Source organism: Streptomyces sp. NPDC058632 (assembly GCF_042717095.1).
GTDB lineage: Bacteria > Actinomycetota > Actinomycetes > Streptomycetales > Streptomycetaceae > Streptomyces.
Genome location: NZ_JBHXQZ010000012.1, coordinates 87,840 through 101,834, shown reverse-complemented (window position 1 = coordinate 101,834; position 13,995 = coordinate 87,840). Strand labels below are relative to the sequence as shown.

Annotated in this window: 9 protein-coding genes, 1 tRNA gene and 3 pseudogenes; 3 read left to right on the top strand and 10 right to left on the bottom strand. The window is 71.1% G+C overall.

Annotation, left to right across the window (positions count from 1 at the left end; all coding sequences use genetic code 11):
* Positions 1-242: 242 nt before the first annotated feature.
* From ACFWVE_RS07525 to ACFWVE_RS07510, 4 genes are all read right to left on the bottom strand, one after another.
* A complete protein-coding gene (locus tag ACFWVE_RS07525) occupies positions 243-1,682 on the bottom strand; it encodes a GH1 family beta-glucosidase (RefSeq protein WP_384009197.1) in 1,440 nt (479 codons plus the stop codon).
* Positions 1,683-1,887: 205 nt separating this feature from the next.
* Complete coding sequence (locus ACFWVE_RS07520; protein ID WP_384009195.1) at positions 1,888-2,799, bottom strand: carbohydrate ABC transporter permease; 912 nt, start codon at positions 2,797-2,799, stop codon at positions 1,888-1,890.
* Positions 2,800-2,811: 12 nt separating this feature from the next.
* Positions 2,812-3,825, bottom strand: a complete 1,014-nt coding sequence (locus ACFWVE_RS07515) for a carbohydrate ABC transporter permease (RefSeq protein ID WP_384009205.1) — start codon at positions 3,823-3,825, stop codon at positions 2,812-2,814.
* Positions 3,826-3,830: 5 nt separating this feature from the next.
* Positions 3,831-5,189 (bottom strand): ABC transporter substrate-binding protein, encoded by a 1,359-nt coding sequence (locus ACFWVE_RS07510; RefSeq protein WP_384009194.1) that lies wholly within the window; start codon positions 5,187-5,189, stop codon positions 3,831-3,833.
* A 346-nt stretch (positions 5,190-5,535) separates the two neighbouring features.
* On the opposite strand from ACFWVE_RS07510, the gene ACFWVE_RS07505 reads away from it, so the two are divergent.
* Entirely contained in the window at positions 5,536-6,591 is a 1,056-nt protein-coding gene (locus ACFWVE_RS07505; RefSeq protein WP_384009192.1) for a LacI family DNA-binding transcriptional regulator, read from the top strand.
* A 159-nt stretch (positions 6,592-6,750) separates the two neighbouring features.
* Positions 6,751-6,939: pseudogene (locus ACFWVE_RS07500) on the top strand (zinc-binding dehydrogenase); the annotation flags it as partial.
* Positions 6,940-7,045: 106 nt separating this feature from the next.
* Here the strand turns inward: ACFWVE_RS07500 and ACFWVE_RS07495 are convergent.
* The 3 genes from ACFWVE_RS07495 to ACFWVE_RS07485 form a co-directional block, all read right to left on the bottom strand.
* Positions 7,046-7,118, bottom strand: a tRNA-His gene (locus tag ACFWVE_RS07495).
* Between the two features lie 97 nt (positions 7,119-7,215).
* Positions 7,216-7,818 (bottom strand): oligoribonuclease, encoded by a 603-nt coding sequence (gene orn, locus ACFWVE_RS07490; protein WP_384009190.1) that lies wholly within the window; start codon positions 7,816-7,818, stop codon positions 7,216-7,218.
* 168 nt (positions 7,819-7,986) lie between these two features.
* Complete coding sequence (locus ACFWVE_RS07485; RefSeq protein WP_384009188.1) at positions 7,987-9,303, bottom strand: helix-turn-helix domain-containing protein; 1,317 nt, start codon at positions 9,301-9,303, stop codon at positions 7,987-7,989.
* An 842-nt stretch (positions 9,304-10,145) separates the two neighbouring features.
* Here ACFWVE_RS07485 and ACFWVE_RS07480 point away from each other — a divergent pair.
* A pseudogene (locus ACFWVE_RS07480) lies at positions 10,146-10,676 on the top strand (universal stress protein); the annotation flags it as partial.
* Between the two features lie 160 nt (positions 10,677-10,836).
* Here the strand turns inward: ACFWVE_RS07480 and glmS are convergent.
* The 3 genes and pseudogenes from glmS to ACFWVE_RS07465 form a co-directional block, all read right to left on the bottom strand.
* A complete protein-coding gene (gene glmS / locus ACFWVE_RS07475; RefSeq protein ID WP_266076344.1) occupies positions 10,837-12,654 on the bottom strand; it encodes a glutamine--fructose-6-phosphate transaminase (isomerizing) in 1,818 nt (605 codons plus the stop codon).
* Positions 12,655-12,667: 13 nt separating this feature from the next.
* Positions 12,668-12,925, bottom strand: a complete 258-nt coding sequence (locus ACFWVE_RS07470; protein ID WP_042171016.1) for a hypothetical protein — start codon at positions 12,923-12,925, stop codon at positions 12,668-12,670.
* A gap of 137 nt (positions 12,926-13,062) precedes the next feature.
* A pseudogene (locus ACFWVE_RS07465) lies at positions 13,063-13,981 on the bottom strand (DUF4429 domain-containing protein); the annotation flags it as partial.
* Between the last annotated feature and the right edge of the window lie 14 nt (positions 13,982-13,995).

Here is a 13,995-nt window from a genome sequence, read left to right as displayed (position 1 = left end):
GCGGCCGGGCCCGTTGGTGCCGCGGCTGACGGGCCTTCACCCCCCGGGCGCGCCCCCGGGCGGGCCCGGGGCGGGCGGGGGCGCGCGTCCGTCCGGGCATCCGCCCCGGTGCCTGTCCGGGCACCGCCCGGCAGGAAGACGGCCCCGGACAGGCACCGGGCGGGGTGCGGACACCCGCGTGGGGCGCGGCGCTCCCCCTGAGACACCGCGCCCCGTTCCCCCCGCCCCCGTTCCCGGGAGGGTCAGATGCCGTCCGGCTCCGGCAGGGAGCCCGCCCGGGCCGCCCGGCCGTACCAGAGGGCGCTGGCCTTCGGGGTCCGGACCTGGGTCGCGTAGTCCACGTAGACCGCGCCGAACCGCTTCTCGTAGCCGTACGCCCACTCGAAGTTGTCCATCAGGGACCACAGGTAGTAGCCGCGCACGTCCGCGCCGTCGGTGATGGCCCGGCGGACCGCGGAGAGGTGACCGTGCAGGTAGGCGATCCGCTCCGGGTCCTGCACCGTGCCGTCGGCGTCGGGCTTGTCGTCGTACGCGGCGCCGTTCTCGGTGATGTAGAGCGGCAGGCCGGGCGCCTCACGGGTGTAGCGCATGATCAGGTCGTGCAGCCCCGTCGGGTCGACGGCCCAGCCCATCTCGGTGCGCTCGCCCGGTGCCTGGTGGAAGGCCACGTGGTCCGCGGCGGGCCACGGCGAGTGATCGCTCTCCCCGTGACCGTCCGCCCGCGGCCCCTGCGCGTCGGGGTCGGCCGCCGACACCAGGGAGGGCGTGTAGTAGTTGAGGCCCAGCGCGTCCAGCGGCTGGTGGATCAGCTCCAGGTCACCGCTTCGGACGTACGACCAGTCGGTGAGCGACGCGGTCGCCGTCAGCAGCGTCTCGGGGTAGGCACCCCTAAGGATCGGGCCGTGGAAGATCCCGTTCGCCAGGTCGTCGATGGTGCGCACCGCTGCCAGGTCCGCCGGGGCGCTCGGCGAAAGCGGCCGGACCACCGAGGAGTTGAGGCTGATCGCGACGGAGTTGCGGGCCGGCATCACCGACCGCAGCGCCTTGGCGCCCAGCCCGTGCGCCAGGTTCAGGTGGTGGGCGGCCCGCAGCGAGGCCACCGGGTCGGTACGGCCGGGCGCGTGCACGCCGGACGCGTAGCCCAGGAAGGCGCTGCACCACGGCTCGTTGAGCGTGATCCACTGCTCCACCCGGTCGCCGAGCGCCTCGCCGACGATCTGCGCGTACTCGGCGAAGCGGTACGCGGTGTCGCGCTCCGGCCAGCCGCCCGCGTCCTCCAGCTCCTGCGGCAGGTCCCAGTGGTAGAGGGTGACGGCCGGCTTGATGTTGTGCTCGAGCAGCTCGTCGACCAGCTTGCGGTAGAAGTCCAGACCGCGCTGCACGGCCGGGCCGCGGCCGGTCGGCTGCACCCGGGGCCAGGAGATGGAGAAGCGGTAGGCGCCCAGACCCAGGTCCGCCATCATCGCCACGTCGTCGCGGTAGCGGTGGTAGTGGTCGACGGCGATGTCACCGGTGTCGCCGCCGGCGGTCTTTCCCGGCGTGTGGCTGAAGGTGTCCCAGATGGACGGGGTACGTCCGTCCTCCCGCACCGCGCCCTCGATCTGGTACGCGGAGGTCGCGGCGCCCCAGAGGAAGGCGGGAGGAAAGGCCGCCGGGGTCACCGGCGTTGCGGAGTCAGACATGGAAGCGCTCCCATAGGAGGTCGTGGAGGACCTGCGAGTCGGAGTAAGCAGGGGGAAGTAGGGGGAAGCAGGGGAAGCAGTGGCGGAAGGGGAAGGGGAGGGGGGCGGGCAGGGGCCGAAGCGTCGGTGACCCGGCCCCCTGGGAGGGAATGTACGGACAGGCGGCGCACGCCGAAGGGGCGTACGGGACAGGGAGGTCCGCGTGTCAGCCCTTGACCGCGCCCTGCATGATGCCGCCCACGATCTGCTTGCCGAAGATCGCGAAGACCAGCAGCAGCGGCAGCGTGCCGAGCAGGGCGCCCGCCATGATCAGGGACTGGTCCGGGGTGAAGCCGCGGCCGAGGCCCGCGACCGCGACCTGGACGGTCGGGTTGCCGGACTGGGTCAGGACGAGGAACGGCCACAGGAAGTCGTTCCAGGTCTGCACGAAGATCAGCATGCCCAGCACGGCCATCGCCGGCCGCGCCGCCGGGAACACCACGTGCCAGATCACACGCCAGCTGCTCGCGCCGTCGACCCGGGCGGCCTCGATGATCTCGTCCGGCAGCGCCTGGAGCAGGTACTGCCGCATGAAGAACACACCGAACGCGCTCACCAGCGACGGGAAGATCACCGCCTGCAGCTGGTCGGTCCAGTCCAGCTTGGCGACCATCATGTACAGCGGGATCACGCTCAGCTGCGGCGGCACCATCATCGTGCCGATCACGATGAGCATCATCGCGTTGCGGCCCTTGAAGCGCAGCTTGGCGAAGGCGAACCCGGCGATCGTCGACAGGGTCACCACGGTGACCGCCGAAATGCCGGACACGATCGTGGTGTTGAGGAACGCCTCACCGAGGTTGGCGTCCGTCCAGGCGAGCTCCAGGTTCTTGAACAGGTTCGAGCCGAACCAGAACGGCGGCGGCGTCTCGGCCAGGCGCTGGTTGTCCCGGGAGGCGGCGATCGCGGTCCACACCAGCGGGAACAGCGAGACGATCGTGAACACGATCAGGATCACGTACGCGATCGGACCGCCGTGCAGGGTGCCGCCGGCCCGCGCGGACTTGGGCAGAAGGGAGCGCTTGTGCTCCTTGGCGGGCTTGGTCTCGGGGGGCGGGGGCGTCACAGTCGTCGTCACGGCCACAACTCCTTAACTACTGGCGCGCAGCCGGCGCGAGATGACGTAGTTGATGATGCCGATGACGATCAGGATCAGGAACATCATCCACGCGATCGCCGAGGCGCGGCCCAGGTGCTGGTTGATCCAGCCCTGCTCGTACAGGTACAGGCCGAGCGTCTGGAACTGGTGCTCCGCGCCGCCGGACGCGCCCTTGTTGGCGTCGAACAGCAGCGGCTCGCCGAAGACCTGGCTCGCTCCGATCGTGGACACCACGACCGTGAACAGGATGGTCGGGCGCAGCGACGGCAGCGTCACGTTCAGGAACTGCTGCCAGCGGTTGGCGCCGTCCAGCGCCGCCGACTCGTACAGGTCCTGCGGGATCGCCTGCATCGCGGCCAGGTAGATCAGCGCGTTGTAGCCGGTCCAGCGCCAGATGATGATGGTCGAGACGGCGAACTGCGAGGGCCACTTGTCGCCCTGCCAGTCGACCGGGTCGATCCCGACGAAGTCCAGCGCCCAGTTGATCATGCCGTAGTCACGCCCGAAGAGCAGCACGAACACCAGGGAGGCGGCGGCGATCGAGGTGGCGTACGGCGCGAGCATCGCGACCCGGTAGAAGGTCGAGGCGCGCAGCTTGTAGTTGAGGATGTGGGCGATGCCCATCGCCATCAGCAGCTGCGGAACGGTCGCGATGACGCCGATGGTCAGCGTGTTCTGCGCCGCGTTCCAGAAGAACTCGTCGTCGAAGATCCGGGTGAAGTTGCGCAGCCCCACCCATTCCATGTCGGTCGGGGCGGTCAGCTCGACCTGGTGCAGCGAGGCCCAGCCGGTGTACACCAGCGGGAACAGACCGAAGGCGAGGAACAGCAGGAAGAACGGGGAGACGAAGGCGTACGGGCTCCAGCGCATGTCGCGCTGCCAGCGGCGGGACAGCTTTCGCCGGTGCCGCTCCTCCTTGCTCTCGGACGCGGTGCCCCCGGGCGGGCGGCCCGGGGCCGCGCCCCCCTTGACGGGGGACGCGGCGGTGTCGTTGCGGGTGGACATCCGGGTCACTTGTCCAGGTTGTTGTCGATGGTCTTGGTGGCCGTCTCCCAGGCTTCCTCGACGGACTTGCCCTTGGTGACGAGGATGACGCCGTTGTCCGTCAGACCCTGCTGGATGATCTGGTCCTTCGGACCGATCACCTGGACGGGGATCTGCTGGGCGGCCTCGGAGAAGATCTCACCGATCGGGGCGTCACCGGTCATGTCGTTCTTCGCGCCGGTCACTTCGGGGCTGTCGAAGGCGGTCCGGGCGCTCGGGAAGCTGCCCTGCACCTCGAACAGCTTGGCCTGCTGCGCGGGCGCGGTCAGCCAGGCGACGAGCTTCTTGGCCTCGTCGACGTTCTTGGCGCTCTTGGGCACGGTCAGGAAGGAGCCGCCCCAGTTGCCGGACTTGGGCGGCACGGCGACGTCCCACTTGCCGGCGGCGTCGGGCTGCGACTTGCCCTTGATGTAGCCGAGCATCCACGGCGGGCAGGCCATCGCGGCGAACTTGTTGTTGGAGATGGTCTGGTCCCAGGACGGCTGGAACTGCGTCTGGGCGCCGATCATGCCCTTCTCGGCGGCCTCGGCGGTCAGGTCGAAGGCGTCCTTGACGGCCGGGTTGGTCTTGTAGATGACCTCGCCGGAGGCGTCGTAGAACTTCTCCTTCTCGCTGCTGAGGATCGCGTTGATCAGGCCGCCGGGGGAGTCCAGGAAGGTGGTGCCCTCGGGGGCCTTCTTCTGGTAGTCCTCACCGACCTCGACGAACTTGTTCCAGTCGCCCTCCCACAGCTTGGCGACCTCCGCGCGGTCGGACGGCAGTCCGGCCTTCTCGAACAGGTCCTTGCGGTAGCAGATCGCCATCGGGCCGATGTCGGTGCCCAGGCCGACGGTCTGGCCGTCCTTGGTGGTGGCCTGCTCCCACTTCCACTCGAGCCAGTCGCTCTTGTTCACGCCCTCGGCCTTGGAGAGGTCCTCGAGCTTGTCGCCCTGGGTGGCCACGATCTCGGCGATGTTGCCGACCTCGACGGCCTGGACGTCCTGCAGGCCGCTGTTGGTGGTGAGGTGGTTGAGCAGCGCCGGGTAGTAGTTCTCGTTGCGCTCGACGACGTTCTCGGCGATCTTGATGTCCGGGTTCAGCTTCTCGTACTCGGCGTAGAGACCGGCTTCCTTGAAGCCGAAGGTGCCGAACAGGCCCAACGTGATCGTGGTCTTGCCCTCGCCGCCCGACGAGGAGTCGGAGTCGCCGTCCCCACCGTCGTCGGCGCAGCCGGCCAGCAGCCCCGTGCCCAGCGACACCACGGCCGCGATGGCCAGTGCCTTGCGGGTGAAGAGCTTCCCCCCGTTCGTACGCTGCCGAGAGAGGGGGAGGGTACGTGCTCGCATTGCGTCCTCCTGTTGCCCTGACGTGCCGACCCCCCGGCCAACGGCGTTGTTGGGCCCGTTTTTTACATGCTGCGGCTCGGGCGGGGAACGTGCGGGTTGTGTATGTGTCAGGTACCGTGGGAGCGCTCCCACAAGTGATGTGTTGAAGGGTCGCCGGTCCCGGCGGGGGTGTCAAGGGAGGGGACGCGGTGAAGTGCGTTCAGTTATCGGGCTGTTAACTGGACGCCCGAAGCCCGCCGACGGGTGACCCGGGGCCCCGGACGGTACCCCCTGGCAGGGGCCGCCGCCGTTCACGGGGCTGTTAGATTCCAGGCCAGCGTGACATACGACGGAAGGTGGGGCGTACATGGCAAGCCACGGAGCGCGGGGCCGCAGCGGCGGCCGCCCCACCCTCGAAGAGGTGGCGGTGCGCGCCGGTGTCGGCCGGGGCACCGTCTCCCGGGTGATCAACGGTTCGCCCCGGGTGAGCGACGCCACCCGTGCCGCCGTGGAGGCCGCCGTGGCGGAGCTCGGTTACGTCCCGAACACGGCCGCCCGCGCCCTGGCCGCCAACCGCACCGACGCGATAGCGCTGGTCGTGCCCGAGCCGGAGACCCGGTTCTTCGCCGAGCCGTACTTCTCGGACATGCTGCGCGGCGTGGGGGCGGCGCTCTCCGACACCCGGATGCAGCTGCTGCTGATCTTCGCGGGCAGCGACCGGGAGCGGCAGCGCCTCGCCGACTACCTGGCCGCGCACCGGGTGGACGGCGTGCTCCTGGTCTCCGTGCACGCCGACGACCCGCTGCCCGACATGCTCGCCCAGCTGGAGATCCCGGCGGTGATCAGCGGCCCGAGGTCCGCCGCGGAGACGCTGACCTCGGTCGACTCCGACAACTACGGCGGTGCCCGGCAGGCCGTCGAGCACCTCATCGGCCGGGGCCGGCACCGCATCGCCCACATCACCGGCCGCCTCGACGTGTACGGCGCGCAGCGGCGCGTCGACGGCTACCGCGACGCCCTGCGCGACGCGGGCCACCCCGAGGACGACCTGATGATCGAGGCGGGCGACTTCTCCGAGGAGGGCGGCCGGCGCGCGATGGCGGCGCTGCTGGAGCGCCGCCCCGACCTGGACGCGGTCTTCGCCGCCTCCGACGTCACCGCCGCCGGCGCCCGGCACGCCCTGCGGGAGGCGGGCCGCCGCATCCCCGACGACGTGGCCCTGGTCGGCTACGACGACTCCGCCATCGCCCGCCACATGGACCCGCCGCTGACCAGCGTGCGCCAGCCCATCCAGGAGATGGGCCGCAGGATGATCGACCTCCTCCTCGCCGAGGTCGCCGACCGCCGCCCGCCCGCCTCCCGGGAACTGGACCGGCGCCAGGTGGTCCTGGCCACGGAGCTGGTGGGGCGCGCGTCGTCGTAACGACGAAAGCGGGATGCCCGCGGCGACAGGGAGGGCACGCCGGCGGGTGCGCGCCACGCCCGTCAGCAGGTCCAGGACTCGGCGCCGATGCCGCGACCGGCTCGGCCGGGGCCGTCCTCGCCTCCTCGGATCCGCGTGCGGTGCTCTCGGCCGGGGCGCTCCCGACGGGTGCGTTTCTTCAGCGGCCATCCCCGGTACGAGCTGTTCGCCGAACCGACCCGGTACGCACAGAACGGCGACATCCGTCCCGTCGTGGACACCGTCCACCCCCTCGCCTCCATTGCCGCCGCGCACCGTGCGCCGGGAGCCGGCGGTGTCCGCGGAAGGCACGTCATCGAGGTCACGTGAGGCCTGAGCATCACCGACAGCCGCTTTACCGCTGGGGACAGGGACAGGCGTCCGGTCATGACGAAGGGCTGACCTGATTTCCTCAGGTCAGCCCTTGATCATTCAGGGTGAGTGACGGGACTTGAACCCGCGGCATCCTGGACCACAACCAGGTGCTCTACCAGCTGAGCTACACCCACCATGGCCGCCATCGGGGGAGACTGTGTCTTTCCCGACCGGCCGAGAAAAAGTGTACAGGGTCCGAAGGGGTGCTCGCGCCAGGGTTTCGCGGCGTGCCTACCGCGCAGGCAGGACGTGCTTCGCGGCGATCTTCTTGGCGGTGTCCGAGTCGGGGCCCGGCTGGGGGACGAAGACGGCCTCGCGGTAGTAGCGCAGCTCCGCGATGGACTCGCGGATGTCGGCCAGCGCGCGGTGGTTGCCGTTCTTCTCGGGGCTGTTGAAGTACGCCCTCGGATACCAGCGGCGCGACAGTTCCTTGATGCTGGACACGTCGACGATGCGGTAGTGCAGGTAGTTCTCGAGGGCCGGCATGTCCCGCAGCAGGAATCCGCGGTCCGTGCCGACGGAGTTGCCGCACAGGGGGGCCCTGCCGGGCTCCTTGACGTGCTCCTTCACGTACGCGAGGACGCGCTGCTCGGCGTCCTCGAGCGTCGTGCCGTCGGCCAGCTCGTCGAGCAGGCCGGACGCGGTGTGCATCTGACGCACCACCTCCGGCATCGTCTCCAGCGCCCCGTCCGGCGGGCGGATAACGATGTCGACACCGTCACCGAGCACGTTCAGCTCGGAGTCGGTGACGAGGGCGGCCACCTCGATGAGGGCGTCGTCGGACAGCGAGAGGCCGGTCATCTCGCAGTCGATCCACACCATGCGATCGTTCATATGTCTCACCCTACGGCGCGAGGGAGCGCGGGGGACCAGGCGGGGGCGGGACGGCCGGGGCAGCAGCACGGGCCGGAGACTTCCGCCTCCGGCCCGTGGCGCAGACTGCCGCCTGCCGCGGACCCTGATCCGGGCCCGCCCGCCCCTCACACTCGTCTCAGGTCCGCCTCACGGCGCGCTGCGCTGGCCCGGCACGCTCGCCCGGGCCTGGATGTAGGCCTCGCGGGCCTCGCGGGCCGGGTCGGCGGAGGAGGCCGACGCCGCCAGCGACGGACCGCCCAGGGTGCTCGCGGCCGCCGTGCGCCGCGACTGGTGCGGCACCGGGGCGTCCGGGTGCGGCGCGGCGGGCGCCTGGCCGGGGTGGCCCGGGTGCCCGTGCTGGTGCGCCGGCCCGGACGGGACGGCTCCCGGGGTGTGCGGAAGGCCGTCGGAGCCCTGGTGCCGCTCCGCCTGGTGCCGCTCCGTCTGGGGGCGTCGCGCGCGGTACGCGGCCCGGTAGGCGGCCGGGGACGAACCCAGCTGGCGCCGGAAGTGGCCCCGCAGCGCGACCGGTGAGCGGAAGCCGCAACGGCCCGCGACCTCGTCCACCGAGTAGTCCGACGTCTCCAGCAGACGCTGGGCCTGCAGCACCCGCTGCGTGATCAGCCACTGCAGCGGCGCACTGCCGGTCAGTGAACGGAAGCGGCGGTCGAACGTACGACGGCTCATGTACGCGCGTGCCGCCAGCGTCTCCACGTCGAACTGTTCGTGGAGGTGCTCCAGGGCCCAGGCGACGACCTCGGCGAGCGGGTCGGCGCCGATCTCCTCGGGTAAAGACCTGTCCAGATAGCGTTCCTGACCACCCGTCCGGCGCGGCGGGACGACGAGACGCCGGGCGAGCGCGCCCGCCGCCTCGTTGCCGTGATCCGTGCGCACGATGTGCAGGCAGAGATCGATTCCGGCCGCCGTACCGGCGGAGGTCAGCACGTCGCCGTCGTCCACGAAGAGTTCCCGCGGATCGACGTGCACCGACGGATAGCGTTTCGCCAGCGTCGGCGCGTACATCCAGTGGGTGGTCGCCGGACGGCCGTCCAGCAGGCCGGCCGCCGCGAGCACGAAGGCGCCGGTGCACAGCCCGACGATGCGGGCGCCTTCCTCGTGGGCCCGGCGCAGCGCCTCGAGCGCCTCCTGGGGCGGCGGCGAGGTGATCGAACGCCAGGCGGGCACGACAACGGTGCCCGCCCGCGCAATCGCCTCCAGGCCGTGCGGCGCGGTGAGTTCGAGACCCCCCGTGGTCCGCAGCGGGCCGTCCTCACCGGCACTCACCAGCAGGCGGTAGCGCGGTACGCCGGCGTCCTGGCGGTCAATCCCGAACACCGACAGCGGTATGGAACTCTCGAAGATGGGGCCGCCGCTGAACAGCAGCACCGCGACGATCTCCTTGCGGCGTCGCCCGGCGAGTTTCCGGGCCGCGATTTCCGGCGCGGCAGTGGAGTCGTGGCTCATACTGCTAAGCCCCCCTCGGTGGTCGCGGCTCCTCGGTTGTGTCGCACCTGCACGTTTCCCCTCGGTCCTGCACGAGTCCCCCGCCGTAAGACAGTCAAGATCGAATCTACTGTGTCCCGTCGTGCCCGGGTGGCCAGTTCAGCCCCCGGTAGATTGTCGACTTGGCAACTTGGCGTGAAGCATTCGATCACGAAGGGTTGCACTCGTGGGCCGTGCGGGGAAGTACGCCTTGTCGCGGTGGCCAATCCCCGTAGGGTGCCCGGGGTCACCCGGACCCTTTCCGTGCAGGTCGAACGGGGGTTGGGGGGTGGTCGCACCCGTTGATGCACAGGTTGCGGAAGTTGGCTGAAAACATGCGTCCCTGTGCGCGGAAACCGGTCAGGCGACCGGTGTCTCTCCGCCGGATCGCGGACCGGCCCGGCGGGACCGTCGCGAGGCCTCTTCCGGGCCGGGCGGTGAGGAGCGGTGAGGAGCGGGGCGATCAGTACGGCGGGTCCGCTCCGGATCCGGCCGCGGCGGGTGCTCCGTGGGGCGCGGCACAGGGGGTTCGACGCGCGGGCGGGGCGTCGGTCCCCGCGCGGCCGGAGCCGGCACCCCGGCACGCCCCACTCTCGCGGCTGGGCCCGCCCTGCGCAAACCGCCTGTACAGCGCAGCAACCATTGCGTGACGGGCGCCCCTCGGGCATGCTCCGGGATACCCGTCGGCGCGCGTGGACGGGATCTGCGCGAAGGAGGCGTGCCGCCGTACCCTTGGGGGTATGGGGTTGGGAAGATGATTCCCGGACACAGCTCCGACGCAGCCTGTCGTCCCTCATAACAAGGATCACAACGCCGAGACAGCCATGGCCGGTCACGAATTCTTCGAACCCGCGGACCGCAAGCGACCCCTCGCCGACCCCACGGCCGCCGAGCCGGTGGGGGCCGAGCCCCTGGGCGCGGCCCAGTCGCGCCGGCCGTGCGATCCGGCGTTCCGGCACGGTGTCGTCGTCGGTTTCGACGGTTCCACCTCCAGTGAGCGCGCCCTCGCGTACGCGATCGGCATGGCCCGGCGCTTCGGCTCCGCGCTGATCATCGTCCACGTCGCCAACCGGCTCCCGACCACGGTGTGGGCGGGCTGCGAGCCCCCGGTCTTCGTCGACGTCCCCGACCACCGCACCGAGGTCCTCGGTCTCGAGCTCGCCTGCGCGGACTACCTCACCGAGGTGTCCTGGATCCTGGTCGAGCGCGGCGGCGACATCTGCCACGAACTCGAGGAGGTCGGCCGGGAGTACGAGGCCGACGCGATCGTCGTCGGCTCCACCCACGGCCTCGTGGGCCGGCTCTTCGGCTCCGTCGCCGGCCGCCTCGCGAAGCGGGCCCAGCGCCCGGTCGTCCACTTTCGTTGCCGGGGCGGGGGGGGGGGGGGGGGGGGGGGGGGGGCCCGGGGGCGCCCGACCGGGGTCGGCTTGAACCGCGGGTGGCCGGGGGGGGGCGAGGTGCCCGCCCCGCCCCGCCCACGCGGGCGTCCGGATGCCTTGAGGGGTGACCGCTCGACTACTCGACGGTGACCGACTTGGCGAGGTTGCGCGGCTTGTCGATGTCCCGGCCCAGGGCCAGCGCCGTGTGGTAGGCGAGGAGTTGGAGCGGGATGCCCATGAGGATGGGGTCCAGCTCGTCCTCGTTCTTCGGGACGACGACCGTGTGGTCGGCCTTCTCCTGCTCCCGGTGGGCGACGGCCATGATCCGGCCGCTGCGGGCCTTGATCTCCTCCAGGGCCGCGCGGTTCTTCTCCAGCAGGTCGTCGTCGGGGACGATCGCGACGGTGGGCAGGGCGGGCTCGATCAGGGCCAGCGGGCCGTGCTTGAGCTCGGAGGCCGGATAGGCCTCCGCGTGGATGTAGGAGACCTCCTTCAGCTTCAGGGACGCCTCGCGGGCCACCGGGTAGCCCCGTACGCGGCCGATGAAGAGCATCGAGCGGGCCTCGGCGTACTGCAGGGCCAGCTTCCTGATGTCCTCCTCCTGCTCCAGGATCTCGGAGATCTGCCCCGGGAGCCTGCGCAGCCCCTCGATGATCCGCTTGCCGTCGCTCACCGACAGGTCGCGGGTGCGGCCCAGGTGCAGGGCGAGGAGGGCGAAGGCGACCGTGGTGTTGGTGAAGCACTTGGTGGACACCACGCACACCTCGGGCCCGGCGTGCACGTACATGCCGCCGTCCGCCTCGCGGGCGATCGCCGAACCGACGACGTTCACCACGCCCAGCACCCGCGCGCCCTTGCGCTTCAGCTCCTGCACCGCCGCCAGCACGTCGTACGTCTCACCGGACTGGGACACCGCGACGTACAGCGTGTCGGGGTCGACGACCGCGTTGCGGTAGCGGAACTCGGAGGCCGGCTCGGCGTCGGCCGGGATGCGGGCGAGCTCCTCGATCATCTGGGCGCCGATCATGCCCGCGTGGTACGAGGTGCCGCAGCCGAGGATCTTCACCCGGCGGATCTGGCGGGCCTCCCGCGCGTCCAGGTTCAGGCCGCCGAGGCGCACGGTGGAGAAGCGGTCGTCGATCCGGCCCCGCAGCACCCGGTCCACGGCCTCGGCCTGCTCGTGGATCTCCTTGTGCATGTACGTGTCGTGGCCGCCCATGTCGTACGAGGCCGCCTCCCACTCCACGGTGGTCGGCTCGGCCGTCGTACGGGTGCCCTCGGTGGTGTACGTGCGGAAGTCGTCGGCCTTGAGGGTGGCCATCTCGCCGTCGTCGAGGGTGACGATCTGCCGGGTGTGCGCGACCAGGGCGGCTATGTCCGAGGCGACGAACATCTCCTTCTCGCCGATGCCGAGCACCACGGGCGAGCCGTTGCGGGCCACCACGATGCGGTCGGGGAAGTCGGCGTGCAGCACGGCGATGCCGTAGGTGCCCTCGATGATCCGCACCGTCTCGCGGACCTTGTCCTCCAGCTTGACGGCCTGCGAGCGGGCGATCAGGTGGGTGAGGACCTCGGTGTCCGTCTCGGAGAGGAACTCGACGCCGTCCGCCTCCAGTTTGCGGCGCAGCTCACCGGCGTTGTCGATGATGCCGTTGTGGACGACGGCGACCTTGCCCTCGGCGTCCAGGTGCGGGTGCGCGTTCACGTCGGACGGGGCGCCGTGGGTGGCCCAGCGGGTGTGGGCGATGCCCGTGGTGCCCTTGAAGCGCGCCGGGACCTTCGCCTCCAGGTCGCGCACCCGGCCCTTGGCCTTGACCGTCTTCAGACCGGCCGCCTTCGGGGAGGTGACGGCGATGCCCGCCGAGTCGTAGCCCCGGTACTCCAGGCGCTGCAGGCCCTCGAGCAGCAGAGGGGCGACCTCACGCCTGCCGATGTATCCGACGATTCCGCACATGTGTGGTGTTTCCCTAGCCGTAGACGATGCGCCGCAGCTGCCGGAGCGAGAGCTCGGGCGGGGCCACGGCGCGGTATCTGAGGTCCGCCTCGATCCGTTCGAAGATCGTCGCGTTCACCAGGCCCTGGGCCTGGAGCTCGCGGTGGCGGCGACGGACGAAGTCCTCGGTCGTCTCGTCGAAGTAGGCGAGCACGTCCTGGATCACCCGCAGCGCCTCGCCCCGGCTGAGGGGCGAGGACCGCGTCAGATGATCGACAAGTTCGTCGTGCACTCGATGATCCTGGGGTAAAGGAGGCGCACGCGCAAGAATCCTGCCCGATTCCGGGCAGGGGGATGCGGGTGGGCGGGAGTGAAGGCCGGCAGGCGGGTGCGCGGCAGGGTGTGCGGCCGGGGGCGACGGCCGGGCTGCATGCGCTTGAGGACCGCCTGCTTGGCCCGGGTGAACTCCTCGTCGGTCAGGACTCCGGCGCGGTGCGGTTCGCCCGGTTCGCGCAGCCGGCGCAGCAGCGCGTCGTGACCGTCCTCGCGGGCGGGGGAGGCGTCCACGGCCGGGGCCTTCGGTCCCGCCCGGTGTTCGCTCCCGGCGAGGGCCGGGGTGGCGGGGTGCGGCAGGCGGGCCTGGACGGCGGCGGCGACGAGCGCCATCAGGGGGTCCTTCTTGAAGCCCCACAGCTCGACCGCGTCGGGGTCGTACTTCGCCGGAGTCCTGGTGGGCGCGTGGCATACGGCGAACCGCAGGCAACCGTTCTCCAGCCCGGCCGCCGGCTGCCACTCCACGGTGCTGATGTCGGTCAGCGCGAGGGTACGGGCGCCGGCGGCGGACTTGGAGTCCTCCGTCCTCCAGTTCCACTCCAGGCGGATCCGCTCCCCGTCGAAGCTCGCCGAGCCGTCCCCGGCGGCGACCGACAGCGGCACGGACGGACCGGGCAGCAGATAGCCGGAGACCGGGTCGGACGGCACCCGGTCGAGCAGCAGGGCGCCACGGACCTCGTCCGCGAAGTACCCGGCGACGCCGTACCGGTCGGAGTCCACGGTCGGCTGGTACGGGTCGTGCGGCTCGGTGAGCCGGCCGCCGGTCGCCTGGAGCTGGGGGTCCCCCACGCCGTTCAGGCAGTGGGGGAGGGCCGGCGCCCTCGCGCAGCCGCAGTCCGAGCCGCCCCGTCCTTCTGCCCTGCTCGAAGGAGATGCCCGCCAATGCCCCCCGGGGGACCGTCGGTTCGCCCAGGGTCCGGCGGAGCAGCCCGACGTTCTTGTCCCGGCCGGGCGTCAGCCGCAGGGTGTCGCCGTCGTGGACCCAGGTTCCGTCCTTCTGGATGATTTCCGCCATGGGGTGATCGTTCC

Excerpts from the sequence above, each read along its gene's own strand:
- ACFWVE_RS07525 (WP_384009197.1), bottom strand. The coding sequence starts at position 1,682 with ATGTCTGACTCCGCAACGCCGGTGACCCCGGCGGCCTTTCCTCCCGCC.
- ACFWVE_RS07515 (WP_384009205.1), bottom strand. The coding sequence starts at position 3,825 with ATGTCCACCCGCAACGACACCGCCGCGTCCCCCGTCAAGGGGGGCGCG.
- ACFWVE_RS07510 (WP_384009194.1), bottom strand. The coding sequence starts at position 5,189 with ATGCGAGCACGTACCCTCCCCCTCTCTCGGCAGCGTACGAACGGGGGG.
- ACFWVE_RS07505 (WP_384009192.1), top strand. The coding sequence starts at position 5,536 with ATGGCAAGCCACGGAGCGCGGGGCCGCAGCGGCGGCCGCCCCACCCTC.
- orn (WP_384009190.1), bottom strand. The coding sequence starts at position 7,818 with ATGAACGATCGCATGGTGTGGATCGACTGCGAGATGACCGGCCTCTCG.
- ACFWVE_RS07485 (WP_384009188.1), bottom strand. The coding sequence starts at position 9,303 with ATGAGCCACGACTCCACTGCCGCGCCGGAAATCGCGGCCCGGAAACTC.
- glmS (WP_266076344.1), bottom strand. The coding sequence starts at position 12,654 with ATGTGCGGAATCGTCGGATACATCGGCAGGCGTGAGGTCGCCCCTCTG.